General features: G+C 61.2%; 22 protein-coding genes. 19 read left to right on the top strand and 3 right to left on the bottom strand.

Annotated elements, in window-relative coordinates:
• The first annotated feature begins 122 nt into the window (after positions 1 to 122).
• The 12 genes from HFO99_RS13205 to HFO99_RS13150 all read left to right on the top strand — a co-directional run bounded on the left by HFO99_RS13205 (position 123) and on the right by HFO99_RS13150 (position 10,729).
• A complete protein-coding gene (locus HFO99_RS13205; RefSeq protein ID WP_222334472.1) occupies positions 123 to 1,244 on the top strand; it encodes an ABC transporter permease in 1,122 nt (373 codons plus the stop codon).
• A gap of 2 nt (positions 1,245 to 1,246) precedes the next feature.
• Positions 1,247 to 2,041: an ATP-binding cassette domain-containing protein gene (locus HFO99_RS13200; protein ID WP_222334471.1), complete on the top strand. Its 795-nt coding sequence runs from the start codon at positions 1,247 to 1,249 to the stop codon at positions 2,039 to 2,041.
• Between the two features lie 84 nt (positions 2,042 to 2,125).
• Complete coding sequence (locus tag HFO99_RS13195) at positions 2,126 to 2,929, top strand: TIM barrel protein (protein ID WP_222361639.1); 804 nt, start codon at positions 2,126 to 2,128, stop codon at positions 2,927 to 2,929.
• Positions 2,930 to 2,972: 43 nt separating this feature from the next.
• On the top strand, positions 2,973 to 3,965 hold the full coding sequence (gene iolG / locus HFO99_RS13190; RefSeq protein ID WP_222361638.1) for an inositol 2-dehydrogenase: 993 nt from the start codon (positions 2,973 to 2,975) through the stop codon (positions 3,963 to 3,965).
• A 128-nt stretch (positions 3,966 to 4,093) separates the two neighbouring features.
• Positions 4,094 to 4,381 (top strand): MurR/RpiR family transcriptional regulator, encoded by a 288-nt coding sequence (locus HFO99_RS13185; protein WP_222334468.1) that lies wholly within the window; start codon positions 4,094 to 4,096, stop codon positions 4,379 to 4,381.
• 336 nt (positions 4,382 to 4,717) lie between these two features.
• Positions 4,718 to 5,158, top strand: coding sequence for an acetyl-CoA carboxylase biotin carboxyl carrier protein (locus tag HFO99_RS13180; protein WP_222361636.1), 441 nt, complete (start codon positions 4,718 to 4,720; stop codon positions 5,156 to 5,158).
• On the top strand, positions 5,158 to 6,546 hold the full coding sequence (locus tag HFO99_RS13175; RefSeq protein WP_222361634.1) for an acetyl/propionyl/methylcrotonyl-CoA carboxylase subunit alpha: 1,389 nt from the start codon (positions 5,158 to 5,160) through the stop codon (positions 6,544 to 6,546). The genes HFO99_RS13180 and HFO99_RS13175 overlap by 1 nt, the downstream gene beginning before the upstream one ends.
• Positions 6,543 to 6,977 (top strand): acetyl-CoA carboxylase biotin carboxyl carrier protein, encoded by a 435-nt coding sequence (locus tag HFO99_RS13170; RefSeq protein WP_222334465.1) that lies wholly within the window; start codon positions 6,543 to 6,545, stop codon positions 6,975 to 6,977. The genes HFO99_RS13175 and HFO99_RS13170 overlap by 4 nt, the downstream gene beginning before the upstream one ends.
• Positions 6,974 to 7,681 (top strand): 5-oxoprolinase subunit PxpB, encoded by a 708-nt coding sequence (gene pxpB / locus HFO99_RS13165; RefSeq protein WP_222361632.1) that lies wholly within the window; start codon positions 6,974 to 6,976, stop codon positions 7,679 to 7,681. Before HFO99_RS13170 ends, pxpB begins: the two co-directional genes overlap by 4 nt.
• Positions 7,678 to 8,673 carry a biotin-dependent carboxyltransferase family protein gene (locus HFO99_RS13160; protein WP_222361630.1) on the top strand — a complete coding sequence of 332 codons (996 nt, stop codon included), beginning with the start codon at positions 7,678 to 7,680 and terminating at the stop codon, positions 8,671 to 8,673. Before pxpB ends, HFO99_RS13160 begins: the two co-directional genes overlap by 4 nt.
• 36 nt (positions 8,674 to 8,709) lie before the next feature.
• Complete coding sequence (locus tag HFO99_RS13155) at positions 8,710 to 9,477, top strand: 5-oxoprolinase subunit PxpA (protein ID WP_222361628.1); 768 nt, start codon at positions 8,710 to 8,712, stop codon at positions 9,475 to 9,477.
• 49 nt (positions 9,478 to 9,526) lie between these two features.
• Entirely contained in the window at positions 9,527 to 10,729 is a 1,203-nt protein-coding gene (locus HFO99_RS13150; RefSeq protein WP_222361626.1) for a pyridoxal phosphate-dependent aminotransferase, read from the top strand.
• A 14-nt stretch (positions 10,730 to 10,743) separates the two neighbouring features.
• On the opposite strand, the gene nac is transcribed toward HFO99_RS13150, so the two are convergent.
• Positions 10,744 to 11,703, bottom strand: a complete 960-nt coding sequence (gene nac, locus HFO99_RS13145) for a nitrogen assimilation transcriptional regulator NAC (RefSeq protein WP_222361624.1) — start codon at positions 11,701 to 11,703, stop codon at positions 10,744 to 10,746.
• Between the two features lie 194 nt (positions 11,704 to 11,897).
• Here nac and HFO99_RS13140 point away from each other — a divergent pair, with 194 nt between their 5' ends.
• The 7 genes from HFO99_RS13140 to HFO99_RS13110 all read left to right on the top strand — a co-directional run bounded on the left by HFO99_RS13140 (position 11,898) and on the right by HFO99_RS13110 (position 17,853).
• On the top strand, positions 11,898 to 12,677 hold the full coding sequence (locus HFO99_RS13140) for an SDR family oxidoreductase (protein WP_222361622.1): 780 nt from the start codon (positions 11,898 to 11,900) through the stop codon (positions 12,675 to 12,677).
• On the top strand, positions 12,674 to 13,381 hold the full coding sequence (locus tag HFO99_RS13135) for an amino acid ABC transporter permease (RefSeq protein ID WP_170277499.1): 708 nt from the start codon (positions 12,674 to 12,676) through the stop codon (positions 13,379 to 13,381). Before HFO99_RS13140 ends, HFO99_RS13135 begins: the two co-directional genes overlap by 4 nt.
• Positions 13,378 to 14,136: an amino acid ABC transporter permease gene (locus tag HFO99_RS13130; RefSeq protein ID WP_027667341.1), complete on the top strand. Its 759-nt coding sequence runs from the start codon at positions 13,378 to 13,380 to the stop codon at positions 14,134 to 14,136. The genes HFO99_RS13135 and HFO99_RS13130 overlap by 4 nt, the downstream gene beginning before the upstream one ends.
• Positions 14,133 to 14,897: an amino acid ABC transporter ATP-binding protein gene (locus HFO99_RS13125; protein ID WP_164053537.1), complete on the top strand. Its 765-nt coding sequence runs from the start codon at positions 14,133 to 14,135 to the stop codon at positions 14,895 to 14,897. Before HFO99_RS13130 ends, HFO99_RS13125 begins: the two co-directional genes overlap by 4 nt.
• 31 nt (positions 14,898 to 14,928) lie before the next feature.
• Positions 14,929 to 15,765: an ABC transporter substrate-binding protein gene (locus HFO99_RS13120; protein WP_131664853.1), complete on the top strand. Its 837-nt coding sequence runs from the start codon at positions 14,929 to 14,931 to the stop codon at positions 15,763 to 15,765.
• 91 nt (positions 15,766 to 15,856) lie between these two features.
• A complete protein-coding gene (locus tag HFO99_RS13115) occupies positions 15,857 to 16,531 on the top strand; it encodes a 4-carboxy-4-hydroxy-2-oxoadipate aldolase/oxaloacetate decarboxylase (RefSeq protein ID WP_222334456.1) in 675 nt (224 codons plus the stop codon).
• A gap of 137 nt (positions 16,532 to 16,668) precedes the next feature.
• Positions 16,669 to 17,853 carry a hypothetical protein gene (locus HFO99_RS13110; protein ID WP_222361620.1) on the top strand — a complete coding sequence of 395 codons (1,185 nt, stop codon included), beginning with the start codon at positions 16,669 to 16,671 and terminating at the stop codon, positions 17,851 to 17,853.
• Positions 17,854 to 17,868: 15 nt separating this feature from the next.
• On the opposite strand, the gene HFO99_RS13105 is transcribed toward HFO99_RS13110, so the two are convergent.
• Both HFO99_RS13105 and HFO99_RS13100 read right to left on the bottom strand, forming a co-directional pair.
• Positions 17,869 to 18,882, bottom strand: a complete 1,014-nt coding sequence (locus HFO99_RS13105; RefSeq protein WP_222361618.1) for a succinylglutamate desuccinylase/aspartoacylase family protein — start codon at positions 18,880 to 18,882, stop codon at positions 17,869 to 17,871.
• 31 nt (positions 18,883 to 18,913) lie between these two features.
• Positions 18,914 to 19,258, bottom strand: coding sequence for a RidA family protein (locus tag HFO99_RS13100; RefSeq protein ID WP_029873569.1), 345 nt, complete (start codon positions 19,256 to 19,258; stop codon positions 18,914 to 18,916).
• Positions 19,259 to 19,270 lie beyond the last annotated feature (12 nt).

Here is a 19,270-nt window from a genome sequence, read left to right as displayed (position 1 = left end):
CGCAATTGCCGTCAGGCATTCTCCCGGACTCTCCTCCTCCTTGTGGGGAGGGGGTTTGGCTGACCGAGCGCGCTGCCGAACAGCGCCCCGCCACCCTAAATTACGATCCAGTCGGAGGAGTTATGGCTTCGCTTGAGCAGAGAACGGCAGCTGCGCCGAAGACCGATGAGCGCGTCAAACAAGTGAGTTTTCTGACGCATATGATGCGGCGGCCAGAGCTTGGTGCTGTGGCAGGCCTTGTTCTCGTCATCGTCTTTTTCTTTCTTACCGCAGATTCGACGATGTTTTCGCTTTCCGGCCTGATGACCATCATGGCGCCGGCCTCGCAATTGGGAATCCTTGCCATTGCAGCAGCGCTTCTGATGATCGGAGGAGAGTTCGATCTCTCGATCGGCTCGATGGTGGCCTTTGCCGGACTGATCTTCGGCGTCATCCTCACGAATTTCGGCCAGCCGCTTTCGGTTGCCATCGTCATGACGATGCTCTTCGCCGCGTTCATGGGAGCGATCAATGGGCAGATCGTCATTCGCACGCGCCTTCCGTCCTTCATCGTGACCCTGGCATTCCTTTTCATTCTCCGTGGCCTGACGCTCGTCGGCCTGAAATGGGCGACAGGCGGTTCGACGCAGCTTCGCGGCATCAGCGATCGTGTCAAAGACAGTCCGCTGCTGGGCTTTTTTTCCGGCGATGCGCTGAAGGGCGCATTTGTCTGGCTCGCGGATCACGATCTGATCGACAAGTTCCCCAACGGCATGCCGAAGGTCACGGGCGTCCCGGTCTCCGTATTGTGGTTTGTCGCACTTGCGCTTGCTGCGACCTGGGTCCTCCTGCGCACCCGCATGGGCAACTGGATCTTTGCCGCCGGTGGCGATCCCAATGCGGCGAGAAACTCCGGCGTGCCCGTTCACAGAGTTAAGACCGGCCTGTTTGCGCTGACAGCATGCGCGGCAGCCCTGGTTGCCATCATCACCGTGCTCGATGCTGGCTCGACCGACGCCAGACGCGGCTTTCAGAAAGAGTTCGAGGCGATCATTGCCGCCGTCATTGGTGGATGCTTGCTGACAGGCGGCTATGGTTCGGCGATTGGCGCCTTCTTCGGCGCGATCATCTTCGGCTCGGTCTCGATCGGCCTGACCTACACCAAATTCGATTCCGACTGGTTTCAGGTCTTCCTGGGCTCGATGCTGCTGCTGGCCGTTCTCTTCAACAATTTCATCCGCCGCAAGGTTACCGGGGAGCGCTGATCATGTCTGATATCAATAATCGAACTCCGATCATCGAAGTGAGCGATATCATCAAGCACTACGGCTCCGTGATTGCGCTCAACGGCGTGTCGATGCAAGTGTCGGCCGGAGAAGTGCTTTGTCTCCTTGGAGACAACGGCGCGGGCAAATCCACCTTGATCAAGATGCTCTCGGGCGTCGTCCGCCCAAGCGGAGGTTCGTTCCTGGTCGAAGGCAAGCCGGTCAATTTCCGCAGTCCGCGCGACGCGCTCGATGCGGGGATTGCGACTGTTTATCAGGACCTTGCCATGATCCCGCTGATGTCAATCACCCGTAACTTCTTCATGGGGCGGGAGCCTCGCAAAGGCTTCTTCCCTTTCCGTCACCTGGACCTTACGCATTGCAACGACGTCACGCGGGAAGAGATGCGCAAGATCGGCATCGATATCCGCGATCCCAATCAGGCAGTGGGCACTCTGTCTGGGGGCGAACGGCAATGCGTTGCGATTGCGCGTGCGGTCTACTTCGGCGCCAAGATCCTCATTCTCGATGAGCCGACTTCCGCGCTCGGCGTGGCGCAAACCTCTATGGTGCTGAAATACATCCACCAAGTTCGACAGAGCGGTCTGGGCGTCATTTTCATCACCCACAATGTCCGCCATGCCTATGCCGTCGCGGACCGTTTCACCATCCTCAATCGCGGCCAGACGCTTGGCACCTTTGGCAAGGCTGATATCGCGATGGATGAGCTGCAGAACCTCATGGCCGGCGGCAAGGAACTGCAGCAATTGTCCGAAGAACTCGGCGGCACGATCTAGCCGGCTTGCTTCCGAGGCGGCGTTCGATTGGTTTTCAAGGGCCGGCGCCGCCTTTCACTCAATCATCAATCATGGAATACGGTCATGAACGACGGCTCGCCGAATGCCTCATCACCCTTCACGCTCGCGGTCTGTGCCGAGATGGTCTTCAAATCGCTTCCTGTCGTCGACAGGCTCAAGCGCATCACCGAACTCGGCTTTCACGCCGAGATCTGGGATTGGACGAGACATAACATCGCCGCCCTTGCAAGATCAGGAGCGGTCTTCTCGTCAATGACGGGCTATGTGACCGGTACGCTCGCCGATGACGCGGGCGCAGACGAATTGCTGCGAACGGCCAAGCAATCGATCCCGATCGCCAGAGAGCTCAACTGCCCGCGCCTCAACCTGCATGGGACCGGTCTCGACGGCCAGGGTTTGCCGGTGGTCAAGGCCGACAAGGTGACGGGCGCTATGTGGCTCAAGGCACGCGATACTCTTGGCCGTATCGCCGACCTCGGTGACAAAGAGGGCGTCACCTTCGTGCTCGAAAACCTCAATGAAGCAGTCGATCACCCAAAGACACCGTTTGCCAAGGCCGAAGATACGCTTGCGCTCGTTTCGTCGGTAAACCGACCGGCGCTGAAGCTCAATCTCGACCTCTATCACGCTCAGATCGGCGAAGGAAACCTGATTGAGCTATGCCGGCGCGCGCTGCCCCATATCGGCGAAATCCAGGTGGCGGATGTTCCGGGACGCATGGAGCCGGGTACCGGAGAGATCAACTACAAGGCAATTGCTCGTGCGCTCAAGGATATGGGCTATCGCGGCCCGATCGGCATGGAGGCCTGGGCTTCCGGCGACGATGAGACGGCGCTTGCCCGTTTCCGCGACGCCTTCACGGTTTGAAGATTTCGAGTAGTCAACACTTACACTTCATGGAGAAATATCAATGATCAGGTTTGGAGTGATCGGCGCCGGCCGGATAGGCAAGGTGCATGCCGTGACTATTGCGGCGAACCCGAAGGCGAAGCTCGTCTATGTGGCGGATGCCTTCAAGGCATCGGCAGAGGCGCTTGCCGCGCAGACGGGCGCCGAGGTTGCCGATGCGGAGGATATCATCAAGTCCTCAAACGTCGATGCGATCCTGATTGCGACACCGACCCCCAGCCACGCCGATCTCATCGAAGCGGCCGCGAAGGCCGGCAAGGCAATCCTCTGCGAAAAGCCGGTGTCCCTGTCGGTCGAGCGCATCAATGCCTGCCTCGACGTCGTCGAGAAGAACAAGTCCACCTTGATGATCGGCTTCAATCGCCGGTTTGACCCGAATTTCACCAGTGTGGAAGCGCGCCTGCGCCGCGGCGATATCGGCGAAATCGAAATCGTGACGATCACCAGCCGGGATCCCACGCCGCCGCCGGCCGATTACGTCAAATCCTCCGGCGGTCTGTTCCGCGACATGATGATTCATGACTTCGACATGGCCCGCTTCCTCATGGGGGAAGAATTCGTCGTCGTGAATGCACTTGGATCTTCGCTCGTCGACAAGGCGATAGGGGCCGAGGGCGATGTGGATACTGCAGCCGTGCAGATGCAGGCGGCTTCCGGGCGCATTGCCGTTATCACCAATTCGCGCCGGGCGACTTATGGCTACGACCAGCGCATCGAAGTCCACGGAGCTGCCGGCATGCTTGCGGCGAGGAATATCCATGCAACCAGCGTCGAGCTTTCCAATGCGAGTGGTGTTAGCGGCGATCCCGTCCAATATTTCTTCCTCGAACGCTACGCCCAGGCCTACGCCAATGAGATCAATGCTTTCATCGATGCGATCGACAGCGGCAACCGCTCACCGAGGCCCGGCGGACTCGACGGCCTCCAGGCTCAGAAACTGGCGGAGGCCGCCACTGTCAGTTGGCAGACAGGAAGGCCCGTGCAGGTCGATTAACAAGCTTTGATGCGACGGGCCATGTTCTCACACTGTCGCATCGCCACCGGGGATGACGTGCCGCCTTCCACTATGCATCCGGGTCGCACCGAGATTGCCGGAAGACGGATCTTTGGAAGGTGAGGCGCATGCTACAGGATAGAGACCGTCGTCCTCCCGCGACGCTGCAGGAACTGAAGTACCTGATCGCCAAACGGCAGATCGTCTTTCCAAACAGTCTCGAACAAGTTGCGAGGCAGGTCATTGAACGGCCGGAAATGATTGTATTCGAAAGTGCCGCTGTGATTGCGCGCAATTGTAAGGTTTCTCAAACGACGGTTCATCGACTTGCACAGCACATCGGGTTTCGAACATTGCGCGAGTTTCGCGCGATGATAAGAGATCATCTTCGCAAGATTTCCGCAAATCATCGCTAGGGGGCTGTCTGGCTATCCCTATTCGACGAATGGCTGTTCCGCATGAGGTCTCAAGGCTCCCGGCATCGAGGCCGTCGAGGCCCGTTGCCTCTACCAGTTCGATGACGCTTAACTTCTCGAGAAGGATTCAAAGTCGCCTGGTGATTCCGGCGGCAGCTGCTGCCGTCGAGAGAATTTCGCGAGCCTTCGGTGATATGTTCCCATGGGGCGCAGATCACGCTCCATCAAAACTTCGTCTGACCCCATCAGTCGGCGCGTCGTGCTACGAAAATCACAACGCCGGGCGATCTGAGACTTCAGCTATGCGCGGTGGAATTTGAAATTCCGAGCACGCATATGGACCTCTCGAAAATCAAGACGCTGATCGACTTTGTTGGACGATCGAACATTACCGAGCTGACCGTGACGGAAAAGGACGTGACGGTTCGGATTTTCCGCACGTCGCCGGGTCAGGAGGCTGCTGCCGAGCCCCGGCAAGAGGCAGGATCGACGACAAGCCTTGCCCAGGGTGCCGGCTCCGATATGCCTTCGAAGCCTGAGAAAACCTTTGCGGTGAAGGCGCCGGTCTTCGGCGTTCTGCACCGGACCCCGGCGCCTGGGGAACCGCCATTCGTCGCAATCGGCGACGAGGTGGAAGAGGGGCAAACGCTTTTCATCATCGAGGCAATGAAGGTCTTCAACACGATCGCCGCGCCGCGATCGGGGCGCATCACGCATCTCACCGAAATCGACGACGGCGAGGTAGAGACCGGCGATCTGCTGGCGGAGATTGCTTGATGCCCGAAACGTCCGAACATTCCGCTGCTGCCGGGCTCCGCTTCGATACCGTTCTGATCGCCAATCGCGGCGAGATCGCAGTCCGGATCCAGCGCGCCTGCCGCGAACTCGGCCTGAAGACGGTCGCCATCTGCTCCGAGGCGGACAGGGAAGCGCCTTATGGCACTGCGGACAGCTTTCTCTGCATCGGCCCGTCGAGTGCTGCCAAGAGCTATCTCAATCAGGATGCCATCCTTCTGGCGGCGCGTCTGGCCGGTGCCGGCGCCATTCATCCGGGTTACGGTTTTCTATCGGAAAACGCCGCCTTCGCCGACGCCGCCGAAAGGGCCGGCCTGATCTTCATTGGTCCGACATCTTCCTCGATTGCCATCATGGGCGACAAGATTTCGGCAAAGCGGGCGATGATAGCCGCCGGCGTCCCCTGCGTTCCCGGTCCGGACACCGCGCTGCCCGATGACCCCGCCACGATCGAGCGCATAGCGCTGGAAATCGGATATCCCGTCATCATCAAGGCAGCCGGCGGCGGCGGCGGACGCGGTATGCGCGTCGTGCCGAAGGCCGATTTGCTCCATGAAGCAATCGCGTTGACGCGGGAAGAGGCCCGCAACGCCTTCGGCTCACCGTCGCTCTACATGGAGAAATTCTTAGAGCATCCGCGCCACATCGAGATACAGGTCATTTGCGACGATCACGGCAATGCCGTGTGGCTCGGACACCGGGATTGCTCGATGCAGCGCCGCCATCAGAAAGTGGTGGAGGAGGCGCCGGCGGCGGGAATCGCGCCCGACATCATCCAGCCGGTCGGCATGGCTTGCGTGCAGGCCTGCCTTCAGATCGGCTACCGGGGCGTCGGAACCTTCGAGTTCCTCTATGAGGACGGCGCTTTCTATTTCATCGAGATGAATACGCGACTTCAGGTCGAGCATCCCGTCACCGAAATGACGAGCGGTGTCGATATCGTCCAGGCACAGATAAGGGTGGCGCAGGGTCACGTCCTGGATCTCATCCAAGGCGATGTGACCTGCGAAGGCCATTCCTTCGAATGCCGCATCAACGCCGAGGATCCGGATAGTTTCCTGCCGTCAGCCGGTGTCGTCACCCATCTGGCGTTGCCGGCGGGACCGGGCATCCGCGTCGATACGCATATTCATGCCGGCTACAAGGTCTCGCCCTATTACGATTCTTTGATCGCCAAGCTGATCGTCCATGCGCCGACGCGGGCCGAAGCGATGGCAAGAATGCGCGAGGCGCTTGCCGGCACTGAGGTCGAGGGGATTTCCACCAATATCCCCTTCCTGCGCGCTCTGTTCGAGGATGGCGCATTCGCGCGCGGCGAGACTGACATTCACTATCTCGAACAATGGCTGAAACTGCGGAGGGCGGCATGAGCGCGATCGATTTCAACGATCCGGCGACCATCGCATTGCTCACCGAAGCGCTGACGGCCGCCGGCGTGGACGGTCTCGAAATTTCCCGGCCGGGCGGACAGCTTCGCATCCTCGTCGCCGGAAAAGACGGCGCCCGGATCAGTTCGACCGAAGCGACGCCCCGTGCTCCCGGTTTGGCTCCCGGCTCTGTAGCGGACGTCGTGAAGGCGCCGATGGCGGGCCGCTTCTATGTCGAGCATCCCACCTCCGCCGCGCCGCAAAATCTGTCGCGCTCCGTATCCGATGCGGATATCGTCGGCTTTGTCGGGGTAGGGCATATCCTGCTTCCCCTTCGCGCCGGCCGTTCCGGCATTTTGACCAGGCTGCTCGCCGAGCCCGGCGCACTGGTCGGATTCGGTGATCCTCTGTTCGAAATCGGGCTCCCATCATGATCGTCACGACGAACAGACATGCATCGCAACGCGAGATCGTTCCGGCCACCAAAAGCCTGGCGCGGGTTTCCTCGATCGGCGCCAGATCCTTCCTGCTCGAGGCCCCTGGTGATTTCGATCTCATCGCGCAGCGGCGGATCTGGGCTCTGTCCCAGGCCGTGAAAGGTTGGCCGGACCTTGCCGAAAACATTCCGGGCATGACCAACCTGCTGGTGATCTTCAAGGAGACGCCCGAGGATCCTGATGTGGTGGTCGCCCGGCTGCTGGAGGCATGGGAGAATGCGCGCAGCATCGATCTCAAGGGCAAGACCATCGAGATTCCCGTCCATTATGGCGGCGAATATGCGACGGATCTGCCGGCCCTTTGCGATCTCTCGGGCTTGAGCGATCGCGAAGTCGTTCGCATCCATCACGAAGCGACCTACCGTGTCTTCGCCTTGGGCAGCGCTCCCGGTTTCGGCTATCTGCATGGCCTCGATCCGCGCATCTACATGCCGCGAAAGACCGTGCCCTCGCTGAAGATGCCGAAGGGCTGCGTGACCATCGGCGGCATGCAGACCGGCGTCGCCATGCTCACGGGTCCGAACGGCTGGAATTCCATCGGCTTCGCGGCACTGCAGATGTTCGACCCCATGTTGCCGAGCCCCGCCATGATGGCGCCGGGAGATACGGTGCGGTTCCTGCCAGCGAGGATCGAGCTATGATCGAGATCTTGGAAAGCGGCCCGTTCAACACAGTGCAGGATCTTGGCCGCCCCGGCTATCGCGACATCGGCGTATCGGCCAGCGGCGCGATGGATCCGCTCGCGGTCCGCATCGGCAACATTCTCGTTGGCAATGATGAAAATGCAGCCGCGATAGAGGTGCAGACCTTCCCGTTCAGCCTGCGTTTCGAGCGGCGGGTGGTCTTTGCCGTGACCGGCGCCGACGGCAATCCTGATCTGGATGGATCGGAACTGCTTGCCTGGTACGCCTACGTCGCGGAGCCCGGACAGGTTCTCGAACTGAAGCAGCCCCCGCGGCTCGCGCGCTCCTATATTTCGCTCGGAGGCGGGCTGGATATCCCCGTTGTCATGGGTTCGCGAAGCACGTCGCTTCGCGGTAGCTTCGGGGGCAATGCCGGCCGGCCTCTGGCGAAGGGCGACCGGATCGCGGTCGGCAAGGACGCAGAGATCGCCATGCTGCCGGCCTCGGGTCTTGCCGTCGTCGAACCGGCCGTGGCACTGCGCGATGTTTTCCCGGCTGCTGTCGACGGCACGCTGCCGATCCGCGCCCTGCCGGCCGGCGAGCACGATCTTTTCGCAGGCGATGGCGAAGTTTTTTGGAGCCGGACCTGGAGGATTTCCTCCCGAAGCGACCGGACGGGCTACCGCTTATCAGGCGAGCCGATGAAGCCGACGGCGTCCATCGAGATGCGCTCCCACGGCGTCGTGCCCGGCGTGATCCAGGTTCCGCCCGGCGGCGAACCGATCGTGCAGATGAGCGATGCGAACACCGCCGGCGGATATCCGAAGATCGCCGGCGTGATTGAATGCGATCTCTGGCGGCTTGCCCAAGCCCGCATCGGCGCCCGCCTGAAGTTCGTTCGCTCGACGCATGCGGAGGCGCGCAAGGTGGAGCAGGCTATCGCCCGCTATGTCGACGATGTCAGGCAGACATCCCGAATGGTCAAGCGCGCCCTGAAGGCGATGGCCTAATGCGTGTCGCCCAAGAGGCCTCAAAAGGAGGAGCTGATGAAGATCGATCTGAATTCCGACATGGGCGAAGGATTTGGTCCCTACCGGCTGTGCGACGACGAAGCGATGATGAAACTCGTCTCGTCGGCCAACATCGCCTGCGGTTTCCACGGCGGCGATCCCGAGACGATGGGGCGCATGGTCCGGCTTGCGAAACTGAACGGCGTCGGCATCGGCGCGCATCCGGGCCTGCCCGACCGGCTGGGGTTCGGCCGACGCGAAATAGCGTTTCAGGCAGATGAGCTTCGCCAGCAGATGCTCTATCAGCTCGGCGCCCTGATGGCGATCGCCAAAGCCGAGGGTGTCACTGTCTCCCATATCAGCTTCCACGCAGCCATGGGCAATATGGTCAATCGCGATCCTGTGCTGGCCGATCTGATGATGGATGCGATCGCCACGGTCGATGCTGGTCTCGTCGTCTTCGTGACCCATGGCAGCGAGATTCAGCTGGCGGCCAAACACGCGCGGTTGAAGACGCTGGCGCTTTTCCTTGCCGACCGGGCCTATGACGCTGGCGGCAGACTTGTCGCGCGCGGCCTCGCTGGCGCCGTCATCAAGGACGAAGCCGCGGTGCGTGCCCGCGTACGACAATTCCTCCTCGAAGGAAGCGTCGAGACGATCGACGGAGCGGTGATCGCAATGCCGGCCCGCTCCATTCTCGTCCACAGTGACACACCCGGCGCCCTGGAGCTTGCCGGCATCGTGCGCGGCGAGATCGAAGCCACGGGCGCGACACTCGCGCCTGCCGCCGAACTCGCCGACTGACGCAATCCTGATCCTCCCCATTTCAACCTATCATCGAAGGACCATGTCGATGCCCGTCATCGCTGACCGCCTGAAAAACGTCACCATATCAGCATCCGCCGCCATGACCCAGCGCGCCAGGGAACTGGCCGGCAACGGGATCAAAGTCGTCAGCCTCTCGTCCGGCGAACCGGATTTCCCCACCCCGAAGCACGCGATCGAGGCGGCTCACGCGGCAGCTCTTGCGGGCGATACGAAATATCCTCCGATGGACGGTACGCCGGCTCTCAAGTCCGCCATCATCAGGAAGTTCAAACGGGACAACAATCTCGACTATGAGGCCAGCCAGATCGTCGTCTCGGGCGGCGGCAAGCAGGTGATCTTCAATGCCATGCTGGCGACCTGCAATCCGGGCGACGAGGTCGTCATTCCCACACCTTCCTGGGTCAGCTATGCCGATATCGTCAAATTCGCCGGTGGCGTGCCGGTCGCCGTTCCGTGCCACGAGCAGACCGGCTTCAAACTGCGTCCCGAGGATCTGGAGGCGGCGATCACGCCGCGCACCAAGTGGCTCTTCCTGAATTTCCCGAACAATCCGACCGGAGCCGCCTGCTCTCGGGCGGAGATGGCTGCGATCGCCGAGGTTATGCTGCGCCATCCCAATGTCTGGATCATGACCGACGATATCTACGAACACCTGGTCTATGACGATTTTCAGTTCTGCACGATCGCGGAAGTCGAGCCCAGACTCTATGAACGCGTCCTGACGATGAACGGCGTCTCCAAGGCCTATGCAATGACAGGCTGGCGGCTCGGCTTTTGTGCTGGGCCGAAAGAGCTGATCTCCGCCGTCAGCAACGTCAACGGCCAGAATGGCGGCGGCATCGCGACGCTGACGCAGGCCGCAGCGACCGCTGCCTTGGAGGGGCCTCAGGATCTGTTGAAGGAGCGTGCCGCGATCTACAAGGAAAGACGCGACTTCGTCCTCGACAGATTGTCTGAGGTGGACGGACTGCGCTGCCATAGACCCGAAGGCGCCTTCTACATCTACCCGAATATCTCGGGGCTGATCGGCAAGACCAGCAAGGGCGGGCGAAAGATCGAGACCGACGTCGATTTCGTTATGGCGCTCATCGACGAACATCATGTCGCCACCGTGCAAGGGGCGGCTTACGGAATGAGCCCCTTCTTTCGCATTTCCTACGCCACGAGCATGGAGAAACTCGGCGAAGGATGCGCGCGCATAGCCCAGTTTTGTAAGGATATGCGCTGATCGGCAGCGAGCTTTTAGTTTTTCAAGCGCGCGGTCAACTCAAGAAGGATGTCCCGGACGGCGAGGGCCGGTTCCGATAGGGGATTCTGGTCGGAAACGCACAGCGACAGGGTTTCTTCGATCCGCGGCGAGATGAGCCGGCAGATCAGCGGCTCGCTCGATTCCGATACGATGCGGTCGGCGATGGCTTTCGGCATGATCGTCGCGCCGAGGCCGCTGCCCACCGCGCGGGCCAGCGTGCGGACGATTTCGACTTCCGCCACGACTTTCAAATTGGTGCGGGTGCGCGTGAAGGCGGTATCGATCGCGCGGCGGACGAAATTATAGGCCGGCGGCAACAGCAGCGGCATCCCGTCGAGAGTATTGACCGGAACGGGTTTCACATCCGCTTCGATCGCAAAGTCCCGATGCGCGACAAGAAAAAACTCTTCGCTGAGGATCGGCTCGAACCGGACACCCTTGATCGGTCCTGTTCCATGGAGAAGCGCCATCTCCAGCCTGCCGTTCATGATCATCTGGCTATAGGTCTGGCCGACGCTTTCGGTCAGGTGCAGCAGGATACCGGGATGCCGTTTCCGCGTCTCAGCCAGGAGGTCGACCGACAGCGTGGCGGCACTGCTGAAGGGTACGAGACCGACGGACACGCGTCCGGCAAGCGAATTGCCGGCTGCCGATGCATCCGCTTGCGCCTGCTCCATCTGCCGAAGGATAATCTGCGCATGGCGGTACACCGCGTGTCCTGCATCGGTCATGCTGACGCCCTGCTGGCTGCGGATCAGCAGCTTGTGGCCGAAATGCTCCTCCAGTGCCGCAAGCTGCTGGCTGAGCGCCGGCTGGGCGATATGCAAAAGGTCCGCCGCTCGCGTGATGCTGCCGCTGTCGACGATCACGATGAAAGATTTGAGGCGTCTGATGTCCATGAGGATCGGGGTACCGTTCTGATCTGCGCGGCTTACATGTTTGCAGACACGCATTGCTTTTGCAACGCGACGCGGTCGCTGCTTTCCTCAGGCCCGGACGCCGCAAGGTGATGCCCGGCATCAGCTCTTTCTCTTCTTCAGCAGCCTGCGCCGGCTCCATAACCGTTGCTTATTGCTCCAGAGATAATCGGTCTTAGGCAAGGCGTTTAAGCTTCGCTACTGTCTCGATCAACAACAAGGGAACGACAATGCCATTCTCCGACTACAAGACCGCACTGGTGACCGGCACATCTTCCGGTATCGGCGCAGCCGTGGTGGAGCGGTTCCGCCGGGAGAACATCGAGGTCCATGCGGTTGCCCGCAGCGCCGAAGCGCTGCAGCAGCTGGCTGCGCGGACGGGCTGCATCGCCCACGTCATCGACGTGACCGACCGTCAGGCCATGGCCGAGCTCACGCGTCGGGTGGAATTCGATATTCTCGTCAACAATGCCGGCGTCGACCGGCCGAAGAAGTTCCTGGAAGCCGACGAGGGCGATATCGATCTCATCGTCGACGTCAATCTCCGGGCGGTCCTGCACATCTGCCGGCTGGTCGTGCCCGGCATGGTGGCGCGCGACCGCGGACATGTCATCAACATCTCGTCGATCGCCGGCGCCTACAATTTCGGCGGAAACTCGTCCTATCACGCCGCCAAGGCCGGGGTGAGCATGCTGTCCAACCAGCTGCGCATCGACGCTTTCGGCAAGCGGGTGCGGGTCACGGAAATCTGCCCCGGCCGGGTCGCCACTGACATTTTCAATCACGTCCATGGCGATGACCCCAGCATCCGCGAACGGTTCATCGACGGCTTCGAACTGCCGCAGGCGGCCGATATCGCCGACGCGATTGCCTTCGCCATAGCAGCCCCCGTCGCCGTCAACATCGGGCACATGGAGATTACACCGACGCTGCAGGTCATGGGCGGGCTGCAGACGGCAAAGCCCCAGCCTTCGGCGAAGCCGGATCAATCCGGGGAGCCAAACCCGTGAGCGGTTTCGACCTTTCGGCAATCCTCGGAAATCCAGAATATACCGCCATGCTGCTGCATGGCATCGAGATGACCTTCATCATCTATGCCGGCTCCTGGTCTATGGCGATGGCGCTGGCACTTCTGCTGCTGGCTTTGCGTTTGTCGCCCTTTCGCTTCGGCGATCCGTTAGTCGCCGCTTACGTCTCTTACCACCGGAACGTCCCCACCCTGGTTCAGCTGATGCTGTGGTATTTCGGGATCTTCACGCTAATGCCGAGCGGGGTAGCCGAATGGCTGGCCGTCCATAATGCCGAGGCCATCTTCGCTGTGATCGGGCTCGGGCTTTGCCAGGCGGCCTATTTCAGCGAAGATCTTCGGTCGGGCGTGCGTTCGGTCAGCCCCGGTCAAATGCAGGCAGCCCGTGCACTTGGCCACGGCTATGTCTCGGCGATGCGTTTCGTCATCATGCCGCAGGGCGTGCGCAACGCGCTGCCACCGCTCATCAATCACAGCGTTTCCCTTTTCAAGAACAGCAGTCTCGCCGTCGTCATCGGAGCCTCGGAACTGACGCATGCCGTCAAGGAGATCGAAAACCTCAGCTTCCGGACCTTCGAGATCTACCTGATCGGCACGGTTCTCTACCTTTTCTTCTCGCTCGTGATCATGGGCATCGGCGCCTATCTGTCGATGCGCACAGATCCTGCCAGGAGTGCGCGAGCATGATCCACGACATGATCGCCATCGTCCAAGACTACTGGCTGCTGCTGCTGATCGGCCAATATCCGAACGGGCCGCTTGGCGGGCTCGCCAACACGCTGATCCTTTCGGCGCTCAGCATCGCTCTCGCCTTTCCGGTCAGCATCCTGTTCGCACTGGCGAGGCTCTCCAAGTCGCCGCTGCTGCGCTGGCCGGTCACGGCACTGGTCTATTTCACCCGGGGCGTGCCGCTCTTGATGCTCATCCTGTGGAGCTATTTCCTCGTTCCGCTGCTGACCGGCGCCGATGTGCCGAGCTTCGTCACGATGCTGACGACACTCGTGGTCTATCAAAGCGCGTTCCTGAGCGAAGTCGTGCGTGCCGGCATCGTCGCGCTTGGACCGGGTCAGATGGACGCGGGGCGTGCGCTTGGTCACGGTTATTTAGGTGCGATGCGCTTCATCATCCTGCCACAGGCACTCTACAACATGATCCCCAGCATCATCTCCACCTTCGTCTCGACGATCAAGGACACGACGCTCGGCTACGTGATCAACGTGCCGGATCTGACCTTTGCCGCAAGCCAGGTCAACAACCAGCTCCTGACGCAGCCTTTCCAGGTCTTCCTCATCCTGGCGATCGTCTACTTCGCCATCTGCTGGACGCTCACCTACTTCGCAAATCGCCTCGAGCGGAGCATCACGCGGCGGCGTGCGGGACTTTCCAACCTTCCTGCCGCCGCCTTGGTCGCGCCATCGAAAATCATATCGGAGCAGCTATGACCATGTCAGTTTCAGCCCAGGAATTGCAGACGATCCGGCTTTCGCAGGTCTGCAAGAGCTACGGCGACTATCCGGTCCTGAAGGACATCGATGCGCAGGTGACACGCGGCGAAGTCGTGGTCATCTGCGGGCCGTCCGGTTCGGGAAAATCGACGCTGATCCGCACGATCAATCGCCTCGAGGAGATCAACAGCGGATCGATCACGCTCGACGGGCAAAACATCCACGCCGCCATGCGGGCAAAGGAACTCAATGCGCTTCGCAGCCGGATCGGCTTCGTATTTCAGAACTTCAACCTGTTTCCGCACCTTTCGGTGGTAGAAAACGTCTCGATGTCGCCCATCCGGGTGAAAGGCGTGGCGCCAGATGTTGCAGAGGACAAGGCCCTCAAGCTTCTCGATCGGGTCGGCCTTGCCGACAAGGCGCGGGCCTATCCCGGCCAACTCTCGGGCGGCCAACAGCAGCGGGTGGCAATCGCCCGCGCCCTTGCCATGGAACCGCCGGTGATGCTGTTCGACGAACCGACCAGCGCGCTCGATCCTGAAATGGTCGGCGAAGTGCTGGCCGTCATGAAGAGCCTGGCGTCGGAAGGCATGACCATGCTCTGCGTCACCCACGAAATGGGTTTCGCGCGTGACGTCGCGGATCGGGTCTGGTTCATCGATGCCGGCCAGATCCTCGAAATGACGACCCCCGAGGAATTCTTCAACAATCCAAGTCATCCCCGGGCGCAGCGATTCCTCGCTGATCTCAGGCATTGATACCAATCACCAAAAACAAAGGAGAACAGCAATGAACTGGAAATGCCTAACCCTCACCGCCGCATTTGCCGGCATGGCGGCCGCCTTGCCCGCACAAGCCGATCAGCTCGACAACATCATGTCGGCGAAAACCCTGCGCTGCGCGACTTTCGCCGACGTTCCTCCCTTCGCTTCACCCGATCTGAAGACCCGCGAAATGGCCGGTTTCGACGTCGATCTCTGCGGCGCCATCGCCAAGGAACTGGGCGTCAAGGCTGAGATCAAGCCGGTTTCGGTCGAGGCGCGCGTGCCCGAGGTCAAGCTCGGCCGCGTCGACATCACCGTTGCCAACCTCGCCTATACTCTGAGCCGCGCCGAGCAGATCCAGTTCAGCGATCCCTACTATCTCGCCAAGGAAATGCTGATCGTGCCGGCGGACGATGCCGGCAAGACGAAGGCCGATTACGCAGGCCAGCGCATCGCTTCGACCAAGGGTTCGACCTCAGAGATGTCGATCAAGCTCAACAAATCCGACCCGCTGACCTTCCAGGATACCGCCTCGGCCTATCTCGCAGTCCAGCAGGGCAAGGCGCGCGGCATGGTGGCCAACACCATGACGACGACCAAGTTCGTCAATGAATCGAAGAGCAAGGGCAAGGCAATGCGGATGATCGAGGAGCCGATGCTATACCAGCCGATCGGCATCGGCATGGCCAAGGATCAGCCGGCGCTGACCACCAAAATCAACGAGATCCTTCGCAAGCTCGACACATCGGGCGAGATCAACAAGATCTGGGACAAGTGGCTCGGCCCGGATACCGAATACAAGATGACCCGCACCGACAAGGTCGTATCGCTCTCGGAGCTGAAGTTCGACCCGATCCCGTAAGCTGCCCGGCTTCGGCGTCATCCACTGACAACGTCCAAACAAATTGAGACGGCGGGACATGCCCGCCGTCGGCCAACGATGGGAGGCATCCATGATCCATATTAAAGATATTGCCGAACGGCCAAGCAAAGCCGATATCAACGCCGTTTCCAAATTTTCACCCGCGACGATCCATGAGGCCCAAGGGCGCCGCGGAGCCCTTTCCTCCCGCCTCAAGCCCGTCGACTACCGCATGAAACTGTGCGGTCCGGCCTTTACGGTGAAATGCGCGCCGCGTGACAACATCATGCTGCAGCTTGCCATCACCTACGCAAAGCCGGGCGATATCATCGTCGTATCGGCGGGCGAATACGAGGAGGCCGGATCCTTCGGCGATGTCCTGGCCAATGCCTGCCTGGCAAAGGGCATCGGCGGTCTCGTGACCGACACCGGCGTGCGCGACACGCTTCAGCTGAGGGAGCTTGGCTTCCCGGTCTTCTCGCTCAGCGTCTGCATCAAGGGGACGGTGAAGGAGACCATTGCGGCGGTGAACGACACAATCATCGTCGGCGGCGAAATCATCCATCCCGGCGACATCATCGCCGGCGATGCCGACGGCCTGGTGGTCGTGCGCCGCCAGGAAGCGCAGGACGTCGCCAGGCTGTCACAGGCTCGCGAAGATGCCGAGGCCGGCTATATCGCCGCATATAAACAGGGCAAATCGGTCATCGAGATCAGCAATCTCGAACCGGTGCTGAAAGCCAAGGGCCTCGTCGTCGAAATGTGAGACGGCAGCGCAGTAGCTATCAGCCCTGCCGCTTTATGCAAGAACGCTACCAGGCAGGCGCCACGCCTCCAAGATCAGTCTGGACACTATTATGGACACGTGTTCTATAAAATGGACAGATTTGACGGGAGCACGCCATGCATCTTTCCATGTGGAGCTACCCTTGGGACGTTCAGGACCAGGGACTCGACGCCTTTGCCGCCGAGCTTCGCGGCCGCGCCGGTCTCAACACGGTCAGCCTGGCAACCTCCTATCACGCCGGCCGGTTCCTGCAGCCGCGGAGCCCGCAGCAGAAGGCCTATTTCCCCGAGGATGGGACGGTCTACTTCCGGCCGGATGAAAGCCTGTGGCAGGACAAGCTGATCCGGCCGCTGATGGCTGGGAACGTCACTGAGCGCGGCGATATGCTGGAAGCCCTCGTTCAGGGACGCGAGGCGACGGGTCTCAAGGTCTCCTGCTGGACGGTCTGCCTGCACAATACCCGTCTCGGCATGCTGCATCCCGATCATGTGACGCGGAACGCCTTCGGCAATCCCAACTATTACAATCTTTGCCCGTCCAGCCCGGCGGCGCGGGCCTATGCCGTCACCCTTGTTCGCGACATCACGACCAACTACCGGCCCGCTATGGTGGAACTCGAGAGCCCGAATTTCATGGGATTCGCGCATGAATATCATCACGAAAAAGACGGTGTCGGCCTGAACGCCGAAGATGATTTCCTGCTGTCGCTCTGCTTCTGCGACCATTGCACGGCGCGTGCCACAACGGCCGGTGTGCCGGTCGAAGGCGCGCGCCGGTCGGTCGCGCGCTTCATCGCCGAACTTTGCGAACGAGCTGTCCCGGAAAGGCAATTCCCCGACTTCCCGGCAGCCGGCATCGATGCCTTTCGCGACCATCCTGATCTGCATGCCTATCTCACCTGGCGCAGCGAACCGGTGACCAGCCTGATCGGCGAGATCAAGGCGGCCGCCGATCCGGCGACACGCATCGTGCTCATCGACCTGAAGGACGGCTGGCTCGGCGGCGTCGATCTCGCCGCCGCCGGTAAGCTCTGCGACGGGGCGATCCTCTGCTGCTACGACATGGAACCGGATGCCGTCGGCGATGTCATCCGGACCGGCCGGGCGGCAATCGGACCGGGCAAGTTCCTCGGGGTGGGCCTGCGCGTCTTCTATCCCGAGGTCAGCGGGCTGGCGGTGCTCGCTGCACGCGCCAAGGCCGCCGTCGATGCCGGCGCTGACGGCGTGAACTTCTACAATTACGGCCTGATACCGGCAAAGCGCCTCGACTGGGTCAAGGCAGCGGTCGACGCAATCACTTGAGCAGATCAGCGCTCCTTAGGATGCGATGGGTTCGGCGACCTGGATCAGGCAGTCGCCGGCCTGGCTGTCGCAGTGCAGCCGGTGGGAAATGACAATGCCGCTCTCGGCAAAGCGCAGTTCTTCCTCCGGCTGCTCCAGACGTTCGAGATCATAATACCATCCGGCAAGCTCACCGGCGGCAACGATGGCGCCGATGGCTGCGGCCGGCTCGAACCAGCCTCTGCGGTTCGCATAGATGCCCTGGCTGTGCCTAGACAGCGACAGCAGCTGCAACGGTCCCGGCTCGGCGAGCGGCACGCGCGACAGGACCGGATGCTTCACGATGCCGAGTGTGACGAGCAGCCGGTCGATCGCCGCCGCCGTGAAAGCCATTGTCTCAGGCGTCACGGTACCGCCGCCGCCGAACTCGCCGGAAAGACCGATGGTTCCGGCCCTTGCCGCAGCACCCATCGATGTCGGTGCGGTCGGCCCGTTATCGGCGATGAAGGCATGCGCCGCACCCGTGGCGCGCATCAGCGAAACGGACCGCTCGAAGCGAGCGGTATCGGCCTGCCGCTCGATCAGCGTGCAGGGCAGGTGCGCCATGGAGGCGCCGCCCGAATGCAGGTCGAGCACGACGTCATGGCGCGGAAAAAGTTCATGTTCGAGGAAATGCGCCATCCGCGCCGTCGGCGATCCGCTGGGATCACCGGGAAACGCCCGATTGAGGTTGCCGCCGTCGAAGGGCGAGCAGCGCTTGGCCGCCATCACCGCCGGCAGGTTCGCCATCGGCAGGATGGTGACGGCGCCGCGGATTTCGGCGACATCCAGCAGCCGCATCAACCGGCCGAGCTGGAGTTCGCCCTCATACTCGTCGCCATGATTGCCAGCCATCAGCAACAAAGACGGCCCCTCGCCATTTTTCAGGCGAAGGATCGGAATGCGGATCTGATAATAGGGCGAACGGTCGATCGAATAAGGAATGGCGAGGTGGCCGGCCTGCCGGCCCTCGCGCGAAAAGTCGATCGGATTGACGAGACCGCTATGCATGATGTCTCCAGTGCGAACGGTTGCGATGCCGTCAAAGGGCGGCGACGGCAGTCATTTCGACGCGCAGATCGGGATCGGCGAGACGAGCTTCGGTGCAGGCGCGGGCCGGCGGGTTTTCGATGTCGATCCAGTCATCATAGACGCTGTTCATCGCCTCGAAGTCGACGATCGCCGGCAGGAAAACATTGACGGCGATAAGGCGCGAGCGATCGATACCCGCCTCTTTCAAAAGGGCGTCGATCTTGCCGAGCACGTCGCGGGTCTGATCCTTGATATCAGCCTTGCGATTTTCCGCGACCTGGCCGGCAATATAGACGAGGCCGCCGTAGCTGACGGCTTGGCTCATACGCGAGCCTTTCTGATAACGCTGGATCATGGCGGGTTTCCT

The organism is Rhizobium leguminosarum (assembly GCF_019798305.1).
In the GTDB taxonomy this organism is placed as follows: Bacteria; Pseudomonadota; Alphaproteobacteria; order Rhizobiales; family Rhizobiaceae; genus Rhizobium; species Rhizobium leguminosarum_U.
The sequence above is the reverse complement of the archived record's forward strand: the minus strand, read 5'-3'. Positions and strand labels throughout refer to the sequence as shown.

Coding starts and splice junctions, on each gene's coding strand:
- HFO99_RS13205 (WP_222334472.1), top strand. CDS start 123: ATGGCTTCGCTTGAGCAGAGAACGGCAGCTGCGCCGAAGACCGATGAG.
- HFO99_RS13200 (WP_222334471.1), top strand. CDS start 1,247: ATGTCTGATATCAATAATCGAACTCCGATCATCGAAGTGAGCGATATC.
- iolG (WP_222361638.1), top strand. CDS start 2,973: ATGATCAGGTTTGGAGTGATCGGCGCCGGCCGGATAGGCAAGGTGCAT.
- HFO99_RS13110 (WP_222361620.1), top strand. CDS start 16,669: ATGCATCTTTCCATGTGGAGCTACCCTTGGGACGTTCAGGACCAGGGA.
- HFO99_RS13115 (WP_222334456.1), top strand. CDS start 15,857: ATGATCCATATTAAAGATATTGCCGAACGGCCAAGCAAAGCCGATATC.
- HFO99_RS13155 (WP_222361628.1), top strand. CDS start 8,710: ATGAAGATCGATCTGAATTCCGACATGGGCGAAGGATTTGGTCCCTAC.
- HFO99_RS13140 (WP_222361622.1), top strand. CDS start 11,898: ATGCCATTCTCCGACTACAAGACCGCACTGGTGACCGGCACATCTTCC.
- HFO99_RS13120 (WP_131664853.1), top strand. CDS start 14,929: ATGAACTGGAAATGCCTAACCCTCACCGCCGCATTTGCCGGCATGGCG.
- HFO99_RS13170 (WP_222334465.1), top strand. CDS start 6,543: ATGAGCGCGATCGATTTCAACGATCCGGCGACCATCGCATTGCTCACC.
- pxpB (WP_222361632.1), top strand. CDS start 6,974: ATGATCGTCACGACGAACAGACATGCATCGCAACGCGAGATCGTTCCG.
- nac (WP_222361624.1), bottom strand. CDS start 11,703: ATGCGTGTCTGCAAACATGTAAGCCGCGCAGATCAGAACGGTACCCCG.
- HFO99_RS13180 (WP_222361636.1), top strand. CDS start 4,718: ATGGACCTCTCGAAAATCAAGACGCTGATCGACTTTGTTGGACGATCG.
- HFO99_RS13175 (WP_222361634.1), top strand. CDS start 5,158: ATGCCCGAAACGTCCGAACATTCCGCTGCTGCCGGGCTCCGCTTCGAT.
- HFO99_RS13150 (WP_222361626.1), top strand. CDS start 9,527: ATGCCCGTCATCGCTGACCGCCTGAAAAACGTCACCATATCAGCATCC.
- HFO99_RS13125 (WP_164053537.1), top strand. CDS start 14,133: ATGACCATGTCAGTTTCAGCCCAGGAATTGCAGACGATCCGGCTTTCG.
- HFO99_RS13195 (WP_222361639.1), top strand. CDS start 2,126: ATGAACGACGGCTCGCCGAATGCCTCATCACCCTTCACGCTCGCGGTC.
- HFO99_RS13100 (WP_029873569.1), bottom strand. CDS start 19,258: ATGATCCAGCGTTATCAGAAAGGCTCGCGTATGAGCCAAGCCGTCAGC.
- HFO99_RS13105 (WP_222361618.1), bottom strand. CDS start 18,882: ATGCATAGCGGTCTCGTCAATCCGATCGACTTTTCGCGCGAGGGCCGG.
- HFO99_RS13160 (WP_222361630.1), top strand. CDS start 7,678: ATGATCGAGATCTTGGAAAGCGGCCCGTTCAACACAGTGCAGGATCTT.
- HFO99_RS13185 (WP_222334468.1), top strand. CDS start 4,094: ATGCTACAGGATAGAGACCGTCGTCCTCCCGCGACGCTGCAGGAACTG.
- HFO99_RS13130 (WP_027667341.1), top strand. CDS start 13,378: ATGATCCACGACATGATCGCCATCGTCCAAGACTACTGGCTGCTGCTG.